The following is a 19,000-nucleotide window of genomic DNA, read 5'->3' on the forward strand; positions in this document are numbered from 1 at the left end:
GCAGTCTGACCGAACATTGGCCCGTTTCGACGGGACGTTACGACCACGAACAAGCTCTTAACCTCGCCTGCCTCAATTGCCGTATGACACCCGCGAGTGCATGGGACGAGCGGTGATCCCTGACGCCCCCGTTCGTGTACTCTACGTCGATGGCGACTCCGACTACGCGGACCGAGTTCGGAGTTCCCTCGTCCGTGAGAGTCTTCCGTTCGACGTACAGACAGCTCCCGATGCGGAGTGTGCACTCGAACACCTCCGAGAGAGCGACGACGTTCACTGCATCGTCAGCGAGTACCAGTTGCCGGACACGACAGGGCTGGCGTTCTACGACCGCGTTCGGGAGTTCTCTTCGGACCTTCCGTTCATCCTGTTTACTGCGTCGGGGAGCGAGGAGATTGCGAGCGACGCGGTATCCGCAGGCGTCACCGACTATCTACTGAAACGCGAAGGGTCAGACCAGTTCGAGGTCTTGGCCGACCGAATCGGAGATGCGGTTTGTAGCTATCGGACGGAGCGCCGTATCGAATCCGAACGGCAAGCCGTCTTCGACCGGATGGCAGATGCGTTCTTCGCCGTCAACGCCGACTGGCACGTCACGGTCCTAAACGAGCAGGCGAAGACCGTTCTCACAGCCGCGATGGACGACGATATCGGAGAGATAGAAGGACGACATCTTTGGGAGGAACTCCCCGACGCCGTCGGGACAACCTTCTATGAGAAGTATCACGAAGCGATGGAGAATCAAGAGCCGGTGTCGTTCGAGGAGTACTACGAACCGCTCGACACGTGGTTCGAGGTACGAGTGTACCCGTCGGAGACCGGCCTGTCGGTGTACTATCGGGATATCACCGAGCGGTACCGCCAGCGCGAGATGCTCGAATCCCGCGAACGCGTTCTGCGTGAGATGCACGACATCATCGCCGCTTGCGAGAAATCGTTCACAGAACAGGTCGAAGCAGTACTCGAACTCGGCCGTGAGGAACTCGGAACTGAGTACGGGACGCTTTCGGAGATACGCGGCGACGACTACATTTTCGAGGTCGTCGCCACCGACGATGAGCGTATTCAGGCCGGTGATGTTGTTCCTGTGTCCGTGACGAACTGCGAGCGATGCGCGACGGCCGAGAAAACGCTCGTTCTCGGAGATATCAGTCAGGATTCGGCGGGACGAACGGGCCAAGACGAGTCCGACGACTGGGGAATCGCATGCTATCTCGGCGCGCCCGTGTTCGTCGATGACGACGTGTACGGGACGTTTTGCTTCTACGGAACCACACCGCGAGACGACCAGTTCTCGGAGTGGGAAGTAACGCTCGTAGACCTGATGAGCCGGTGGGTCAGCTACGAGTTACAACGCCGGCAGACGAACGAGAAACTCCGGGCACAGAACGAAAAGCTGGGACAGTTTGCCTCCATCGTCTCACACGACCTTCGGAACCCGCTGAACGTCGCCCGCGGACACATCGAATTAGCACAAAACGAGTGTACCAACGAACACCTCGATGCTGTAGAGCGGGCGCACGACCGAATGGAGACGCTGATCGAGAATCTCTTGACGCTCGCCCGGAGCGAGGAGCGTATCGGCGACACCGAACTGGTGAATCTCGCGGAACTGGCCGAGCAGTGTTGGGAGACCGTCGAAACGGGGACGGCGTCGCTCGATGTCGAGACTGACCGGACGCTATTGGCCGATGAACCCCGACTCCGGCAGCTGCTCGAAAACCTCATGCGGAACAGCGTCGAACACGGGTCCACGAGCAACCAGTCGAACCCCGGTCACGCGGCCGACGCCGATGCTGCGGACAGTCAGCGCCAGTCGAAGAAGGTCGAACGCGGTGCCGAATCGGTGACTGTTCGGGTCGGTGACGTGGAGGGTGGCTTCTACGTCGAGGATGATGGACCGGGAATTCCACCGGACGAACGAGCGTCGGTGTTCGACTCCAGCCATACGACCAAAACAGAGGGGACCGGCCTCGGCCTCGCTATCGTTGAAAGAATCGCCAAGGGGCACGGCTGGTCAGTGTGCGTCACCGAGGGAACCGGTGGCGGGGCGCGGTTCGAGTTTACCGACATCGAAACCGTGTCGGAAGCGCTGTGAGTGTTAGCGAGTGTTTCCCGTGCGTTCCGTCCGCAACAATGTCTCCGCGACATCGTTCGATTCTTCCGTCCGACACAGAAAACGGGGCTATGGGCTTTGGTAGCTACGACGAGTCCGAGCAGGAACGACAGCAGTCGAACGAGGACGACGACGCCGAGGGTATCACAACCCACGAACACGAACACGAGGGGTCCGTCACCGTCGAAAGCGACGTTTCCACGGACGCCCTCATCGACCGACTCGGCGAGATGAAAGACGAAGAGTAACGTTCAGCGCGGAGGCGACGACATCCGCCTATCGAGGGGAAGCATATATCAGATTTCGAAACGTACGCCGAGAGCGTGGAGTCTCGACACCGCGTCGTCGTCGGCGATGCACGAACGATGAGCGATATAGCCGACGACGCCGTCGAACTCGTCGTCACCTCACCACCGTACCCGATGGTCGAGATGTGGGACGACTTGTTCTCAGAACTCACAGACGAAGCGGGACCCGCGCTCCGTGACGGTGACGGTGAGGCCGCATTTGAGGCGATGCACAGCGCCCTAGACGACGTGTGGGCTGAAATCAGCCGCGTCCTCGTACCGGGTGGAATCGCCTGCATCAACGTCGGCGACGCCACTCGGACCGTCGGCGACAGCTTTCGCGTCTATCCGAATCACGCCCGCGTGACGGATGCGTTCGTCGAACTCGGCTTCGAACCGCTTCCCGACGTGCTCTGGCGAAAGCCGACGAACAGCGCGGCGAAGTTCATGGGCAGCGGGATGATACCGCCGAACGCCTACGTGACGCTCGAACACGAGTACGTGCTGGTGTTCCGCAACGGCACCGACTCGCGAGCGTTCGACCCCGGAGAAACGCGACGCTACGAGTCGGCGTACTTCTGGGAGGAGCGAAACGCGTGGTTCTCGGACGTATGGACGGACGTGGCCGGAACCGGTCAGGAAGTCGCCGCACGGACGAGAGCACACACCGGAAGCGGCGACGGCGAGATTGCCGATGGTGGCAACGTCTACGACCTCGATGCCGAGTCCGGAGACGAACTCCGCGAACGGACGGCGGCGTTCCCGTTCGAGATACCGTACCGGTTGGTGAATATGTACTCCGTCTACGGGGACACCGTGTTGGACCCGTTCTTCGGCACCGGCACGACGTCGCTGGCGGCGATGGTCGCCGGACGCGACTCCGTCGGCTACGAACTCGAAGACGCCTTCGTTGACGCGTTCGACGCCCGGGCGACGGGTGCGCCGACGCTCTCGCGTGAGGTGGTCGAAGCGCGACTTGATGACCACCGGGAGTTTGTCGAAAAGCGCATCGAGAAGGGCAGTCCACCGGGATACGACGCTGAAAACTACGATTTCCCGGTCGTGACGAAACAGGAGAAAGAACTGCAGTTCCGCGTCGTCTCGGACGTACAGCGCGACGGCGACGAGTGGATCGCCACACACGAGACGGTGTGACGCGTCCGTACTGCGGAATCAGGCCGGTTTTCCGTCGAACTCTATCTCTCTGGCGCGCCGACGAATCTCGTCGGCATCACCGGTCTGGAGGCCGCCGAACGTCTCGTCGTACACGACTTCGCCATCAACCATGGTGAATTCGACGTCGTCGCCGTGTGCGCCGAAGACGAGATGCGAGAGCGCATCGTGAAGCGGCGTCGCACGTGTGATATCGGTATCGAGCGCGACGATGTCGGCTTTCCATCCTTCGCGGAGTTCGCCGACATCTTCGAATCCAGCGGCTTTTGCGCCGTTTATCGTCGCCATCTCGAATATCACCTGTGCGGGCGTCGCCTTCGGATCGAGGTGCTCGACCTTCTGAAGCAGACTCGCCTGTCGCATTTCGGTGAACGGGTCGAGCGTGTTGTTGCACGGTGGGCCGTCGTTGCCGAGTGCGACGGTGACGCCGCGGTCGAGATAGTCCACGATGGGCGCGATGCCCGAGGCGAGTTTCATGTTCGAGGAGGGGCAGTAGGTGACGTTCGTCCCCGTCTCCGCCAGTAGTTCGCGTTCCGCTTCCGTGGTGTGGACGCAGTGAGCCAGCACCACGTCTTCGCCGGTCAGACCCACCTCGTGAAGCCATTCGATGTTCCGCATCCCGGTGTCTTCCTCGACGGTTTCGATTTCGTCGTGGTTCTCGCTGGCGTGGGTGTGGATGGTCACGTCGTCGTACGTGTCTGCGAGTTCGCGCGCGCCGCGCAGGCACTCCTCGGAACAACTCACGGCGAATCGCGGCGTCACCGCGTAGCGGATCCGGTCGTCGTGACTGCCGTGATAGGTCTGGAGGAGTCGTTCAGTTTCCGCGAGGGCCTCGTCGGTGTCTTCGATGAGGCCGTCGGGGGCGCGTTGATCCATCATCACCTTACCGAGTCGGCCGCGAATGCCGAGTTCGCCCGCCGCCTCGAACGCCGTTTCGGCGTGCGAGACCGAAAGGTGGTCAATGACGGTCGTCGTCCCGCTTTCGAGCAGTTCGAGGTAGCCGAGTTCGGCCGCTGCGCGCATCCCGTCTGCGTCCAGCGATGCTTCCATCGGGAGGACGTGGTCGAACAGCCAATCGAGGAGTGCGGTGTCGTCGGCGATGCCGCGGCCGAGACTCTGGACCGAGTGGACGTGGCCGCCGATGAGCCCCGGAATCAGGAGGTCGAACTCGCGGACCTCGTGGTCGGGGTGGGCGTCTGTCACCGTCTCTCGGTCGCCGACGGCGCGGATACGGTCGTCAACAACGACGACGGCACCGTCGGCGATGACGGTCTCGGAGTTGGCGATGACGGTTCCGGAGAGGAGCATGTTCCCTCACGTTCCAACGTGTCCGCGGTAAAAGCGGTTGCGAAATTGTGGTAGCCGGTTCAGCAGGGACGAGCGACGTTCAGGAGATAAACGGCGGCGATCCGGTCGGCAGGGAGATGAGCCATAGACTCAGAGCCGTGTAGCCCATCATCACCAAGACAAACGGATACTGGCTCCGAATCGCTTGGAGGCGACTCGGGAACAGGCGGTACGCCGTCGAGTGTGCGATCCAGATCGCAAGGAGGTGACCGCCGAGAACGAACGCGATATTGAGCATACTCACCCACGACGGAAGCGTGAAGACGAGCGGATTTGCCGGCGAGGAGAACGGCGCAGAGAGGACGGCAAAGAGCGAGGGCGACAGCGACAGGAAGAACGCGAAGTAGTGCGCAAGGTGGTACCCCGCCGCGATAGCGAGGAGTGGGGGCGCAAAGCAGATGGCGAGTTCCCGCGCTTCGCGGTACGTCTGTAGACGTGACGCCGATATCCGGGCGGCGAGGACATATGCGCCGAAGAACGCCGCGAAACCGAGAAGGTAGAGACCGCCGTAGACGGCGAGCGGTGGAAGACCGGCGTTGACGAGAGCGCGGACGACGCTGACTCCCTGTTGGGTCGTGACGAATCCGCTGAACGTCAACTCCCAGACGAGGGCGATAACGAAGGCGATGTCGCTCATCCCGGTCACGACGCGACCGCTGTTGCTGTGATCGTCGCTATTGCCGTGAGCGTCAGTTCTGTTGCTGCCATCGCTCTTGCCGTCGTCGTACTCGCGCTCCGCGTACTCGTCGTCAACCAGACGCATTCCCGGCAGGTGGGCATGGAGCGTTCCGCGGTCCCACGAGAAGGGTGCGACACGGCCGTACAGTCGGAAGAAGACCGAAACGGGATCCACGTTACGGAACCACGGACCAGTACCGAACGCGACAGCACCGACGACAGTGACGGCGGAGTAGCCGAGGACGGCACTTGCGAGAAGCGCGGGGCGGTTCGTCACGCCGGTCGTCGTTTCGATCCAGACGAGCGCGAGCAGACCGGCGACAGCGGGCCATCGCTGCAACTGCTGGGGGTACTCAACGAATCCGTTCGGGAGTCGCGCGGCGACAGTTTGCCACGGATTCAGCGCGGACCACACGTCGCCGACGAGGTACGTGAACATCGTGAATCCGGCGCGCATGCCTGCAAAGACGACGACGACCGCGAGATTCACGGTCGGTATCTGCGGACCGGCAACCCCTCGGTAGACGACGAGTGCGAGCAGACCGATTCCGAGTGCGTTCAGCAGACCGGTTCCGACGCGGCGTGCCGTCTCCTGCGCTGCGAACGTCCGCGTCCAGCGGTGGATTCGCAGGACGAACCGCCTATCGGTGACGAAACTGGCGAGAAGGGCGGACGCGCCGATAGTCGCACCGCCGGTGGCGACGTAGAGCCACCGGGGGACGCTAAGCGGGTCGCGGGACGCCTGCCCGAGCCCGACGGCGGCGTTGCTGGCGGCGACGCCGCGAGCGAGGAGAGCGACGCCGATGACGGCGAGACAGAGAGCGAACGCGCGAGCGACAAAGCGGTGGCGTGTCACAGACAGGTCACCCCGCAAACCAGATATACATGAACAGGTAGCCGAAGTACAGGAGGACGAGGACGCCAAACGCTCGGATTCGGAAGGAGCGAATCTCGCGTTCCTCCTCTCGATAGGCCTCTCGATACGCCTCCTTTTCTTCCCCGGTGAGGACGCTCGGGTGACGGACGCCCCGGTGCAGGACGAGCAGGCGTGATTCGGGGAACGCGCGTCCGCAGACTCGGCAGGTGTGACTCTCCACCCCAGTTGCCCGTTGGTCCGTTGTCGCGTGTGTCGTTTCCGTCATGTTGTCTTTCAGGTGTGTCAGCTCTCAGTTGCGTGGTCTCGTGTGCCGTTCGGTTTTCGTTGCGTGGTTGGCGTCGCACCAGCCTGAGGCTTTCCGTTCTCTCTCGGGAGCTGGTGACCCGTCACTCGGAAATCGAGAATCATTACTCGGGAACGGTGAACGTTACCGGATCCATGTCGATGAACGCCGTCTCGTAGCCGTCGTGCCGCGCTATCTGCGGCGGGGTGGCGACCGAGACGCGGAGTTCGTCTCCGGGTGCAACCGACTCAACGGTCGCCCCGTAGTGGTAGCCGAGTTCCGGGTCAAGCGTTTGAGTCAGATCCATCTCCGAGACGGTTTCACCGCCACGGGAAAGCGTTGCGTCCAGCCCCATCATCGGCAGGATAATACCGTTATACGGTGTCCGCGGCGACACGTACAGATACGCGCCGTCACCAAATCGGTCGCTGTTGGCGTCGTCAGAATCGATGACGAACGTATGGAAGACGGCGTCTCCGCTGGTCGCCTTGCCGAGATGGCGGCCCTGAAGGGAGTCGGCCGCAAGCGCGCGGCCGACCGGGACACCGGACATCTCCATCGGTGGGATGGTTCCGGGCTCGCCCGGGTTTTCGGGCCGTTGGATAGAGACGTCGTACAACTCGTCGGTGTCGAACGTGATGGGGAACGTCGCCGTCTCGGCCGTCTCGAACCGCCCCGCGAACGATCCGGTCCGTTTGAGCGAGACGCCGCCGATGCGGACGTGTACCTCGTACTCGCCCTCGCCGTCAAGCTTGTAGTTCGACCCGTAGTGCAACCCCATCTTCTGGGAGAGCATCGGGTAGGCGATTTCCTCGGTAACGGCACTGCCGTTTCTTGTCACCTCGATGGTGACGCCGGAGTCGCGTGGAAGGACAGTCCCCGTTTCGGCGTCCCACAACGTCACCATGAGATGGACCGAGTCGTCTGCTCTCACGACGGTTTTCGAGAACTCGGTGTTCGTCAGCGTCCAGAACCGATGCGGATAGGAGTACGTCAATGCGACGCCATAAGGACCGGCTGTCGTCTTGCCGTACATCTTCATCCCTTCGGTAATTGCGGGCACGTAGACGGCATCCGGGCGGTCCTCGACAAGCGGGGGGTCCCGCCACGCAGACTGTGTCTCGAATCCGAGCGTGTCGAGGCACCCGGCGGTACCGACGAGCGTGCCGGTTCCGAGCGTTCCGAGAAGTTGCCGACGAGTGATGTGCGGGGCCATGAGAGGTCTCTCACCCGTGGACGGGCGAGCGTAGTTGACGACAGTAATGGGTGAACCGGAATGACGCTTGCGAACCGAATACGCGTTTCGACGGCAACTACGTCCGTATCGAACAGCGAGAAGAGGCAGTCCGCTACTCCAGATCGACCTTGTGCTGGAACGCTCGGTAGACGCTAATTCCGGTTTCTGTCAGGGCGACGTTCTTCTGTTTGCCAGCCGGTTCGAGGCGAAGATAGCCCTTCTCGACGAGCGGGTCGATGATGGCGGCGTCGAGACGGCGGTATTCTGACTGTCGGCTCTCGGTCGAGTAGTTAGTGAGGAAGGGAAGCCCGTAGTCGTTCGCGCGCTGGATGAGACTCCGCTTGTTCAGCGTGTAAGGGTTTTCGACCGTCTGTTCGTACAGGTAGCCCATGATGTGAACCTGTTCGCGCGTCGGCGCTTCGATGGGATAGTCGGGAACTCGGTCGATACTAGCGACGCCGTTCGAGAGCGGTTCGTCCTCCACGTCGTGGCCGTAGGACTCGGGTTCGACGCTGTAGGGGAGAGCGGCGGTCGTCATGCAGGCGATAGCCGCGCCGACGGCGGCGACGTTCGTCCCAGAAGAGATGTTGACGAACACTTGGTCGTCGTCGTGAGCTGCCGCAATAGTGGTAGTGACGCCCATTACGTCGTAGACGTTGTGAATATCGACAGGAACGCCGCGCGCGTCACAGAACTCGTCGAGTTCCTCGCGAACCGCGAGTTGGTACGCTGTCGAAGACGACCACGAGACGTTCTCGGTGTCGGGCGAAGACCAGTCGGCGTCGGTATCGACGTCGCCGTGGTCGTCGTCGGTCCGGTTCGGGTCGTTCACAAGAAGGTAGACAACGTCTGCGACCTCTGTTCGCACAGGTTCGACGACGCGGTCGCGTTCGTAACCGAGTGGTGCGATATGCACCCGTCGGCCGGAGGGAAGTCCGCTATCCATAGTCGGAATGGCCGGAACTGCTACATGAATCTTCGGAACGGAATACGCGAGCCGACGAGAACGCGAGCCGACGAGAGATGTGGGAGGTCACTGGTAGACCGAACCCGACGAATAGAACGCCATCTTATCAGTAGTTCGAGAGCAGAGAGATTGGCGGTGGGTGAATGAGTCGATTAGCGATGGTGAACGGGCGAATTAGCATGTGATCGGGCGAATTAGCATGTGATCGGGCGAATTAGCGGGGGAAGGGCGAATGGATCAGCGAGGGTGGAGGGCCGATCTGTCAGCGGTCGAAGGGCGGACGAATCGGGGATGGGAGGTTGCCGGTCAGTCGGCGGGGGGAGCCGACATTCCGGCACGGTGGAGGCCATCCCGAACGGGAGGAATTCGGGTGGCCAGGGGAGGGGCGAACCGTCGGGAGACCAAGGCGACGGTGAGGTGTCGGAGACACCTGCACACGTCCATCCGACGCGGGAAGCGTCGGGCTGATTGAACGCGTGCAATTGTACGAAGTCGCTTGCTGATAGTCCGTGTTGACACGTTGATACTGTGACTATCGGAACTGTTGAAAACACGCGAGCATTCGCTACGGAATCGAGCAGCAGGGCACGATAGCGGGGTTAGAAGGGTCTCAGTCGGCGTTGCACAGTTCGACGGGTGACGCTTCGAGCGCGTGCACATTGCCATCACCCTTGATGACGATTCGGTATCCAGCGTAGTCAAATTCGAGGACGCTCGGCGAGGCGTTCGGCTTGTCGAAAAGGGTGACGAGCGCGTCCGGGTCGATGGCGGATGCAAGCGGTGGAATCTCGGTTACGCCGACGTTCTCTAACTCTGCGACTAACGAGACAATAGACGCCGGTAGCATTTCAGAAGTAGGTGGTTCCGTCTGTTCAGTACCCATACACCGGCAGAAGATAGAACGGAGTATAAATTCTCCACCTATCTGCAGATTATGCGAAATTCGTGTCTCTGAGATACTATATCCGGTATCTAGCTAGTCATCTGCTTTCGTGGGAGACGATCCCACAGAGAGGTCGCCATCGGTCGATTGCGATTGGCTGTTCCCCACATTTTGGGCCTCACCGCTGACTTCGAAGCGTGCAAGTGAGGTTTCGAGACGGGCAATATCGTCCTTCAACGTGCTCAGTTCGTTCGTTACGTCGCCGACGGCAGCGGTCTGTTGCTCGGCGGCGGCGGAGACCGTTTGTGCCTCAGCAGTCGTCTCCTCGCTGATACCTGCGATTTCGTCGGTCATCGACAGGACCTCTTGAGAGGAGTCCGCTTGGTCGGCGGTCGCGTTGTCGATTTCTTTGGCGCTCACCGCCGTATCCTCGACCCGTTCGACGATGCCGCCGAGTGATTGGAGCGCTTCGTCCACAGAGTCGGCACCGTCGTCTACCTCCTCGCGCATCCGTTCGATGCTCCCGACCACTTCGTCACGCTGCGTCTCGATCTCCTCGATAAGCGCGGAGATGTCGGCCGCCGAAGACTTGGTCTCCTGTGCGAGTTGTTTCACTTCGTTGGAGACGACGGCGAAGCCTTCGCCCGCCTCGCCCGCTCGTGCGGCCTCGATGTTGGCGTTCAACGCGAGGATGTCGGTCTGCTCTGCGATCTCGGTGATTACGTCTACAATCTCTCCGATCTCTCCGAGTTGTTCGTCGAGTTTGTGGACTTCCTGTACGGTTCGTTCGGTCTCTTCGCGGATATCGTCGATGCCGCCGAGAGCGTTCTCGGCCGCGCGTTCGCCCTCGTGACCCTCATCCTTCGCGCGCTCGGCCAACATCACCAACTCGTTGGCCGACGAGGAGATTTCCTCGATAGACGCCGAGAGGTCGTTCACTTCGTCGGACACGGAGGCGAGGTTGTCGCTCTGTTGGCTCGCTCCGTCGGAGATCTGTTGAATGGCGCTGCTGACCTCTTGGCTGGCCTCGTTCACCTCATCGGCACGTTCCGCCAAGCGCGTCACGAGATCCGATACGTCGGCGCTGAACGCACGGGTCCGCTGTACTGTCTGTTCGACTTCATCCATCATTTCGTTGTAGGCGGTAGCGATAGTTCGCATGTCCGCGGAGTCCGAGTCAGCGTCGAGACGAACGGTCAGATCGCCGTCGGCGGCCTGTACCATCACCTCACTGTAGGATTCGGCGTCGTCCCGCTGGTCCTGCAAGTCATCGCGGAGGTGGGCGACGCCGATGAGTACATCACCGAACTCGTCGCGTCGGTCTGTTGCCAAGTCAACGTCAAGATTGCCGTTGCGGAGTTCCGAAACCGATGCGGCGAGACCGCGGAGCGGTTTCACCGTGTTGAAATGGAGTAAGACGCCGAGTCCGAGGAGACCGGCAAGCGCGAGAACGATGAGGATAGCCATATCGATGCCGACGCGACGAGAGAGCGACAGCACGGACGACTTCTCTGCGTGCAGAAGAATCGCCTCACCGTTGTCGAGTTTCGCGTGTCCGACGAGATGCGTATTCGACGTGAAACCGGAGATAGCGCCCTGTTCGACGACACCGCTTTCACTGTTGGTCAACGTCGAGAACGATTCGCTCTCGGCCGCCGGATAGGTTCGTCCCGGTGCACCGCCACCGGTGCCGTAGACGATGGTTCCGTCGTCGGTCACCAGTTGGGTGAACGAATCGTCCACGTCGCCGCTCATCAGACTGCCTAGCGCGGACGCTTCCGAGACGAGGACGACCGCGCGAGGCGTCACCGACGGGAGGCGCTTGACGAAGGCGACGTAGCCCCGGCCATCCTTCGTGTAGACGTGCGTCCGGTGCACCGTTTCAGTATCGGAGAGCTCTGCGTTCTCTGAAACGGGAACCTCACCGTTCGGAAACAGCGTGGTACCGACTGCGTCGGACTTCGTGGACCCGGCCACCGTGCCGGACTCCAGATTCAGTAGATATAATCCGGACACGTCGTCGGGCATCGATTCCATGTGTTGTGTGAGCGCGTGATTCGAGCGCTCTGTCTTCACACTGTTAACACCCGTATCGCGGGCGACCACGGATGTCAGCCGCTTGCGCTCTTGTTCCCACTGTTCGACCTGTATGGCCTCTCGCTCGGCGGCGGCCTGGAGGTTTGCGCGTGCGTCCTCGTTCAGTTCCGATGCCGTCATCGAGTACTGAACACCGGCGACGCCGGCGACGACGAGCATGACGATGAGGAATATCGTCCCTAACTGTCGCGTGTAACTCTGTGCAATCGCGTCCGGGATTCTCTCGGACACGTCCTGTACGAAATCTACCATTATATCCTGAACACCAGAACAGCGCGATAAAACTGACCCACGAGATATCAACACTGATAACCTAAAATTGGGGTATCGTGGCTTCATTCACCAAATATCGTGGGATAGGGTGTCAATTCATCCACCGTATTATCATAAATGGATATGATCGTCAAGCGTCGATAGTGACAAGTATTGCTACTGGTTTCTTCCCACATGGGCTGGGAGATCACGTTTCGACTTCTCCTGACTGCGTTCTGCATCGTCGCACCGACGTTGCTGTACGTCGGTCTCGTCCGCGGCCTCAACAAACTCCGTGAGGATCCGTTCGTCGAACGGGTGTTGCTGCGGATGGACGAGCAGTTCGAGTCGGGGACGCGAGCGTCCGGCGGTCCACCGCAGTCGTTTCTCTCACTCTCGTCGTCGCGTTCGTCGGATCTCCCTCACGAGGTGACCGACCGAACCTCGAACGTTCCGTCCGGTGCGACGTGTTCGCGGTGTGGCGCGCCGAACCCGTCTTACGCGGCGTTTTGTGACGTTTGTCTCGCGCGGATATCGGACTGAGTGGATGCTACAATCGGAACCGTAATGTCAACTTGGTTCAAGAATTCGATCGATGCCGCCTTCCAAGCCATTCTTCGAGCAAGAGACCGGGAAGATCGATACGACTCAACTCCTCGATGAGGCGACTCCCATCGCCGAATTAATCGGCCTGTTCGCCATCCTCGCGCTCATTCCGTTCGCGATTGTGTTTGCATTCCTGAGAGATTCATTGATTGGAATGCCGTTGGTAGTGCTTGCCCAATTCATACTCGCAGTCGGAGTGGCGACTGTTCTCCTGTACGTCATCACTCGCGCCATTCAGCTCAGTAACGAGTGACGAATTCGCGCGCTATTCAGCACGCTCGCAGAATCCGGTCACCTCTGAGGATTTCAGCAGAGCGAAAAAATCAGACCGCGTGCGTGATGCGGCTTAGAGGAAGTCTTCGATGTGGTCTGCGACTTCGTTCGGCGTGTCGCCGACCGGGACGCCCGCGTCGTTGAGGGCGGAAATCTTCGATTCTGCGGTTCCAGTGCCGGACCCCGAAACGATAGCGCCCGCGTGGCCCATGCGTTTGCCCGGCGGTGCCGTGCGGCCCGCGATGAAGCCTGCAACGGGGGTGTCCATGTTCTCCGCGATGTACTTCGCGGCCTGCTCTTCGTCCTCGCCACCGATTTCGCCGCACATGACGACGGCGTCTGTGTCCTTGTCGGCCTCGAACAGTTCGAGGGCATCGACGAACGACGTGCCGATGATGGGGTCGCCACCGATACCGATGGCCGTCGTCTGGCCGATACCGCGGTCGGTGAGGTTCGAAACGACCTGGTACGTCAGGGTTCCCGACCGGGAGACGAGACCGACGTTGCCGGACTCGAAGATGTTACCGGGCAAAATGCCGAGTTTCGCCTCACCGGGCGTGATCAGGCCGGGACAGTTCGGACCGACGAGGTGCGTATCGACTTCCGAGAGTCGCTTGTTCACCTTCGCCATGTCCTGCGTCGGGATGCCCTCGGTGATGGCGACGACGAGGTCGAGATCCGTGTCGAGTGCCTCGAAGACGGCGTCGCCCGCGAATGCGGGTGGGACGAACACGACAGAGGCGTCGGCGTCTTCTTCCTCGACAGCCTGATTGACCGTGTCGTAGACGGGGATGCCGTCTACCTCTTGGCCGCCCTTTCCGGGCACGGCACCAGCGACGACGTTCGTGCCGTACTCCACCATCTGCTGGGTGTGGAAGTTCCCTTCGCCGCCGGTGATTCCCTGTACCACTACGCGCGTGTCGTCGTCAACCAGAATGCTCATTGACCTGCCTCCTGTGCGTTCTCGACGGCCTGTTGGACCGCGTCTTCGAGCGTCTTTTCGACCTCCACGAGGTCCGTGTTGAGAATCTCCATTCCCTCCTCGGCGTTGGTGCCTGCGAGGCGGACGACAACCTTCTTCGGGATCTCGTCGAAGGATTCGAGCGCCTCGTTGATACCCTTGGCAACCTCGTCGCCGCGGGTGATGCCGCCGAAGATGTTGAACACGACGGCGTCAACGTTCTCGTCGGAGAACACCATATCGAGAGCGTTGGCCACGCGTTCGGCCTTCGCACCGCCACCGATATCGAGGAAGTTGGCGGGTTCGCCGCCGTAGTAGTCCACGAGGTCCAGCGTCGTCATGACGAGACCGGCCCCGTTACCGATGATGCCGACGTTGCCCGAAAGGCGAACGTAGTCGAAGCCGTAATCGTTCGCCTTGCGTTCGAGGTCGTCCTCGGCCGCTTCGTCCTCCATCTCCGCGAGGTCGGGATGGCGGAACAGGGCGTCGGAGTCGATGTTCATCACGGCGTCGGCCGCGACGACCTCGCGGTCCGACGTGATCATGACCGGGTTGATTTCGATGTCCGAGGCGTCCTTCGACTCGTAGAGGTCGTAGAGCGTCGAGAGGATCGTGGCTACGTCGCCCGCTACGTCGTGGGGAATGCCCGCCTCGTAGACGACTTTCCGCGCCTGATAGGGGTGCAGACCGAACGCAGGGTCGATGTGTTCCCGAGCGATGGCTTCGGGCGTCTCTTCTGCGACTTCTTCGATGTTGACGCCACCTTCGGTGGAGACCATGGCAACGGGCTTGCCCTCGCCGCGGTCCATCGTGATACCGACGTAGAGTTCGTTCTCGAAGTCCACACCGGCCTCAACGAGCACTTTCTCGACGGTGTAGCCCTTGAGGTCCATCCCGAGGATGTCCTCGGCGGCCTCTCGTGCTTCGTCCTCGTCTGTGGCTATCTTGATGCCGCCCGCTTTGCCACGGCCGCCAACGTGTACTTGCGCTTTGATTGCGGCAGGGTAGCCGATCTCCTCTACCGCCTCCATCACTTCGTCAACCGACGTTGCGAGACGGGACTCGGGCACCGGAATCCCCGCCTCGGCGAAGATATCCTTCGCCTGATACTCGTGGAGTCTCATGCGTCCGTGATTGCGAAGGACGCGCGCTTAAATCCCGTCCATCCGGTAACGATCGATGAACCTAGTTCGCCGCGAGAGGCAGTTTTTTCAGTGCCGCTGTCGCGCCGGAAAGCGAACTACTCGACGGTCATGCAGCGACGCGCGTCACTCCGCGTAGAATCGAACGAGACCGCACTCGGGACACACGTAGGTAACGAGATACGTACTGCCGCGTAAGCCGAGTTCGCCGAGGAACCCATCCGGTTTCAGGCGCACCTTGTCGCGGTTTGCGTTCACGTCATAATCCGATTCTTGCATCGCTACATCGCAGTCGGGACATCTTCTGGAGGGCACAATAGCGCGTTGCCCGCACTCCTTTATCAATCTACGTATCGAACCGTTGGCGCATGCGCGCAGTCAGATTTCACGAACACGGCGGGCCGGACGTACTGACCGTAGACGAGATAGACGAACCCGAACCCGGGTACGGAGAGGTCGTCGTCGAGGTCGGTGCCGCCGGGGTCAACCCCGTCGATACGTACTTCCGCGAGGGCGCGTACGACGTTCCGTATCTCCCGTTTACCCCCGGTTCAGATTTCGCTGGCACCGTAGTTGGCGTCGGTGAGGGCGTCGAACGCTTCTCGTTCGGCGACCGTGTGTTCGGGACTGGCCTCGGTAACGGGATGTCGGGAACCTACGCCGAACAGATTGTCTCACCCACGGAGTTGCTCACACACCTTCCCGAGGAGGTGGAGTTGACCGACGCCGCGGCGTTCGCCCTCGTCGGTACCACCGCATGGCAGGCACTCGTTCACCACGCGAGTGTCGAACCCGTCGAAACGGTCCTTATCCACGGCGGAAGCGGCGGTGTCGGTCACGTCGCCATTCAACTGGCGAACACAATGGGTGCGCGCGTCTTCACCACGTCGTCGCCGGATTACCATGACAAACTCGAAGCGCTCGGCGCTGACGCCGTTTTCGATTACAACCGTGACGACCTCAAACGCGTCATCACCGAGGTCGGCACGCCCGACGTGATCCTCGACACGCACATGGATCACTATCTCCAGTTCGACGCCGACATCGCGGCCGACGGTGCCCGCATCATCGGCGTCGGCAACGATACCGCCGAAGGGAGCTTTACCAATATCGGCGTCACCAAGAGCAAGGAACTGCGCTACCAGTTCATGTCGATGTTCAACACACCCGACCAACCGGCCGTCCTCTCTCGTCTTTCGGATCTTCTCACCCGCGGCGACGTCGAACCAGTGATCCACAGGACGTACGATCTCGAAGAGGCTGGAGAGGCCCAACGTAACGTTATCCACGACGGGTTCGTCGGAAAAATCGTCCTCGTTCCCTGAGACGGGTGTTGTCGTCCCGCACCTCGGTCTCTCCGTGCGTCGCCCAACTGTCCGCGTTCCATTCGCCGCCCCATTTATGTCCTGTGCTGACGAGTAACAGACATGAACGTGGAGTTCGACTTCGACGGACGCGTCGCCCTCGTGACTGGTGCCTGCGGTGCCCTCGGTAGTGCCGTCGCGGCGGCGTTCCGCGACGCCGGTGCGACGGTGGCCGCGGCGGATATCGTCGAACCCGATGACGAAGATTCGCTCCTCGACGTTGACGAGGGGGTTCAGTTCTATCACGGCAATTTCACCGACGAAGACGACGTATCGCACACCGTCGAATCGGTCGTCGAGGATCACGGACGGATCGACTTTCTCGCCAACATCGCTGGAACGTGGCGTGGTGGCGACCCAATCCACGAAACTGACGCCGACACGTTCGATCTGTTGTTCGACGTGAATCTCAAGACGATGTTTCTCGCCTCCAAGCACGCTCTCCCGCACCTGCAAGAGACAGAGGGAGCAATCGTCAGCGTCTCCGCCCGGTCGTCGCTCGAGGGTGGCGAAGGCGACGGCGTCTACCGAGCGTCGAAGGCGGGCGTCAGACTCCTCACCGAAACCATCGCCACGGAGAATCTCGGCACCGTCCGCGCGAACGCAGTCATGCCGAGTGTTATCGACACGCCGATGAACCGTGAGATGATGCCCGACGCCGACCACGACGCGTGGGTTGACCCGGCCGAGATCGCACGGACGGTTCTTGCGCTCTGTTCGGACGCGACGGGCGTCACTTCCGGTGCGGCCGTCCCCGTCTACGGCGAAGCCTGACCGTCGCCCGGAAACGTCTGTCCGACGGCAACCCAACCAACGATGACCGGGGCCGCGGTGGCCGACTGGTGACGCTCGATCCCGGTTCGTAAACCTGTCAGAACAAAGAGGTAGACGACGAACGTTTTCCGAGTATATGTAGACGAGAATAAAATGTCGATTAATCCTCGTATTTTCGCCCGAGCATCGCACAATTTATCAAGTTCAGGTCTGGTAGAGGGAGACAGACATGAGCGAACGAGAAACGTGGGCGACGAGGGCAGGGTTCATCCTCGCCGCCGTGGGAAGTGCAGTGGGGCTTGGGAACATCTGGCAGTTCCCGTTCAAAACGGCGGAGTTCGGTGGGGCAACATTCCTTGTCGTATATCTCGCAGCAGTGTTCGGAATCGGTCTGCCGGCGATGCTCGCAGAGTTCGTCATCGGTCGGCGAAGCAAACGGAACACCATCAGCGCCTTCGAGCGTCTCGACCACAAGAAATGGCGATTTGTCGGCGCGATTGGCCTCCTTACGGGCTTTTGGATTCTGTCGTACTACAGCGTCGTCGGTGGATGGGTGCTCCGCTACGTCGGCGGGAGCATCACCGGTGCGTACTTCGGCGGTGCAGAGTCGTACTTCGGCGCTATCTCAGCCGGTCCGGAGGCGGTCGCACTCCACGCGATTTTCATGACGCTCGTGGTCGGTATTGTCGCGTTCGGCATCGAAGACGGCATCGAGAAAGCAACGAAACTCATGGTGCCGAGTATTCTCGTCATCCTCGGCGCACTCGCTGTCTGGGCGTTCACGCTTCCGGGCGCGTCGGAAGGGTACGGCTACTTCCTCTCGCCTGACCTGAGCCAACTCCGACTCACCGTCGAATCAGCGCCGTCGTTCCCGTGGGTGTCCTTCGGCGGTCCCCTCGCTGAAATCATCCCCTTCGCGGTCAGTCAAGCGTTCTTCTCGCTGTCACTCGGGATGGGTGCGATGATCACGTACGCGTCCTACATTGACGGCGACGAGAGTCTGTTCGGCGACAGCGCGACTATCGTCGTGTTCAACACGCTGATCGGTATCCTCGCCGGGTTGGTCGTCATTCCGCTCCTGTTCGCGCAGGGTGTCGAACCCGGAAGCGGTGGGGCAGGTGCGCTGTTCATCAGCGTCGCAGGCGCATTTGCGAACATCCCGCTCGGACGCGTCGTCGGCTTCGTCTTCTTCCTCGTCGTCCTCGTGGCGGCGCTCTCGTCGGCTATCAGCCTGCTCGAAGTCGTCGTCTCTTACGCTATCGACAACTACGCCGTCTCACGGCCGCAGATGGCCGTCGGCCTCGGAGGAACCATCTTCCTGCTCGGCCTTCCCTCGGCGTGGGACACGGCGTGGCTGACGTGGTTCGACAACCTCGCCTACCAACTCCTGCTTCCGGCATCGGTACTCGGTATCCTCACCTTCTCCGGGTGGGTGTTCGGTCGGCCGGCCGTCGAAGAACTCCTTCGCGGAACCAACTTCGGCGACAGTATCGGCGTGACGTGGCTCTGGCTGGTTCGGAGCGTCGTCTTCCTCGCGGTGATCCTGACGCTCGTCCTCGGTCTGCTGACGCTGTTCACTGGACAGAACCCGGCCATCGTGCCCCCGCTCTGAGGATTCCGGCGGCGGTTCGTTCATCCGCCTACGAATCTTCAGCGAATGAGATATTTTTCGGCTAATTACTG

General features: G+C 61.0%; 18 protein-coding genes. 8 read left to right on the forward strand and 10 right to left on the reverse strand.

The window, feature by feature from the left end:
* Nucleotides 1–100: 100 nt before the first annotated feature.
* From HBOR_RS05240 to HBOR_RS05250, 3 genes are all read left to right on the forward strand, one after another.
* A complete protein-coding gene (locus HBOR_RS05240; protein ID WP_006053899.1) occupies nucleotides 101–2,098 on the forward strand; it encodes a hybrid sensor histidine kinase/response regulator in 1,998 nt (665 codons plus the stop codon).
* 89 nt (nucleotides 2,099–2,187) lie between these two features.
* Nucleotides 2,188–2,364 (forward strand): DUF5786 family protein, encoded by a 177-nt coding sequence (locus HBOR_RS05245; RefSeq protein ID WP_006053900.1) that lies wholly within the window; start codon nucleotides 2,188–2,190, stop codon nucleotides 2,362–2,364.
* Nucleotides 2,365–2,439: 75 nt separating this feature from the next.
* Nucleotides 2,440–3,558 carry a DNA-methyltransferase gene (locus tag HBOR_RS05250; protein ID WP_006053901.1) on the forward strand — a complete coding sequence of 373 codons (1,119 nt, stop codon included), beginning with the start codon at nucleotides 2,440–2,442 and terminating at the stop codon, nucleotides 3,556–3,558.
* Between the two features lie 18 nt (nucleotides 3,559–3,576).
* Here HBOR_RS05250 and HBOR_RS05255 read toward each other — a convergent pair whose 3' ends face one another.
* The 7 genes from HBOR_RS05255 to HBOR_RS05285 all read right to left on the reverse strand — a co-directional run bounded on the left by HBOR_RS05255 (nucleotide 3,577) and on the right by HBOR_RS05285 (nucleotide 12,197).
* The gene (locus HBOR_RS05255; protein ID WP_006053902.1) at nucleotides 3,577–4,884 is read right to left on the reverse strand and encodes a 5'-deoxyadenosine deaminase; all 1,308 of its coding nucleotides are present in this window, start codon (nucleotides 4,882–4,884) and stop codon (nucleotides 3,577–3,579) included.
* Between the two features lie 79 nt (nucleotides 4,885–4,963).
* Nucleotides 4,964–6,457 carry a hypothetical protein gene (locus HBOR_RS05260; protein ID WP_006053903.1) on the reverse strand — a complete coding sequence of 498 codons (1,494 nt, stop codon included), beginning with the start codon at nucleotides 6,455–6,457 and terminating at the stop codon, nucleotides 4,964–4,966.
* A gap of 7 nt (nucleotides 6,458–6,464) precedes the next feature.
* Nucleotides 6,465–6,743, reverse strand: coding sequence for a hypothetical protein (locus HBOR_RS05265; RefSeq protein WP_006053904.1), 279 nt, complete (start codon nucleotides 6,741–6,743; stop codon nucleotides 6,465–6,467).
* A 142-nt stretch (nucleotides 6,744–6,885) separates the two neighbouring features.
* Complete coding sequence (locus HBOR_RS05270; protein ID WP_006053905.1) at nucleotides 6,886–7,977, reverse strand: iron transporter; 1,092 nt, start codon at nucleotides 7,975–7,977, stop codon at nucleotides 6,886–6,888.
* 133 nt (nucleotides 7,978–8,110) lie between these two features.
* The gene (locus HBOR_RS05275) at nucleotides 8,111–8,944 is read right to left on the reverse strand and encodes an HFX_2341 family transcriptional regulator domain-containing protein (protein WP_006053906.1); all 834 of its coding nucleotides are present in this window, start codon (nucleotides 8,942–8,944) and stop codon (nucleotides 8,111–8,113) included.
* Between the two features lie 631 nt (nucleotides 8,945–9,575).
* Nucleotides 9,576–9,848, reverse strand: coding sequence for a HalOD1 output domain-containing protein (locus HBOR_RS05280; RefSeq protein ID WP_239524281.1), 273 nt, complete (start codon nucleotides 9,846–9,848; stop codon nucleotides 9,576–9,578).
* A 93-nt stretch (nucleotides 9,849–9,941) separates the two neighbouring features.
* Complete coding sequence (locus HBOR_RS05285) at nucleotides 9,942–12,197, reverse strand: methyl-accepting chemotaxis protein (protein WP_006053908.1); 2,256 nt, start codon at nucleotides 12,195–12,197, stop codon at nucleotides 9,942–9,944.
* A 195-nt stretch (nucleotides 12,198–12,392) separates the two neighbouring features.
* Between HBOR_RS05285 and HBOR_RS05290 the strand changes: the two genes are divergently transcribed.
* Nucleotides 12,393–12,740 (forward strand): hypothetical protein, encoded by a 348-nt coding sequence (locus tag HBOR_RS05290; RefSeq protein WP_006053909.1) that lies wholly within the window; start codon nucleotides 12,393–12,395, stop codon nucleotides 12,738–12,740.
* A gap of 52 nt (nucleotides 12,741–12,792) precedes the next feature.
* Complete coding sequence (locus HBOR_RS05295) at nucleotides 12,793–13,056, forward strand: hypothetical protein (RefSeq protein ID WP_006053910.1); 264 nt, start codon at nucleotides 12,793–12,795, stop codon at nucleotides 13,054–13,056.
* A 93-nt stretch (nucleotides 13,057–13,149) separates the two neighbouring features.
* Here HBOR_RS05295 and sucD read toward each other — a convergent pair whose 3' ends face one another.
* The 3 genes from sucD to HBOR_RS19670 form a co-directional block, all read right to left on the reverse strand.
* Nucleotides 13,150–14,019 carry a succinate--CoA ligase subunit alpha gene (sucD, locus tag HBOR_RS05300; RefSeq protein ID WP_006053911.1) on the reverse strand — a complete coding sequence of 290 codons (870 nt, stop codon included), beginning with the start codon at nucleotides 14,017–14,019 and terminating at the stop codon, nucleotides 13,150–13,152.
* Entirely contained in the window at nucleotides 14,016–15,161 is a 1,146-nt protein-coding gene (gene sucC, locus HBOR_RS05305) for an ADP-forming succinate--CoA ligase subunit beta (RefSeq protein WP_006053912.1), read from the reverse strand. The genes sucD and sucC overlap by 4 nt, the downstream gene beginning before the upstream one ends.
* A 144-nt stretch (nucleotides 15,162–15,305) precedes the next feature.
* Entirely contained in the window at nucleotides 15,306–15,494 is a 189-nt protein-coding gene (locus tag HBOR_RS19670; RefSeq protein ID WP_013440527.1) for a hypothetical protein, read from the reverse strand.
* A 53-nt stretch (nucleotides 15,495–15,547) separates the two neighbouring features.
* Between HBOR_RS19670 and HBOR_RS05310 the strand changes: the two genes are divergently transcribed.
* The 3 genes from HBOR_RS05310 to HBOR_RS05320 all read left to right on the forward strand — a co-directional run bounded on the left by HBOR_RS05310 (nucleotide 15,548) and on the right by HBOR_RS05320 (nucleotide 18,929).
* Complete coding sequence (locus HBOR_RS05310; RefSeq protein ID WP_006053914.1) at nucleotides 15,548–16,504, forward strand: NADPH:quinone reductase; 957 nt, start codon at nucleotides 15,548–15,550, stop codon at nucleotides 16,502–16,504.
* A gap of 102 nt (nucleotides 16,505–16,606) precedes the next feature.
* Nucleotides 16,607–17,317 (forward strand): SDR family oxidoreductase, encoded by a 711-nt coding sequence (locus HBOR_RS05315; RefSeq protein ID WP_006053915.1) that lies wholly within the window; start codon nucleotides 16,607–16,609, stop codon nucleotides 17,315–17,317.
* Nucleotides 17,318–17,546: 229 nt separating this feature from the next.
* Complete coding sequence (locus HBOR_RS05320; protein ID WP_006053916.1) at nucleotides 17,547–18,929, forward strand: sodium-dependent transporter; 1,383 nt, start codon at nucleotides 17,547–17,549, stop codon at nucleotides 18,927–18,929.
* The last annotated feature ends 71 nt before the right edge of the window (nucleotides 18,930–19,000 follow it).

The organism is Halogeometricum borinquense DSM 11551 (assembly GCF_000172995.2).
Classification (GTDB): domain Archaea; phylum Halobacteriota; class Halobacteria; order Halobacteriales; family Haloferacaceae; genus Halogeometricum; species Halogeometricum borinquense.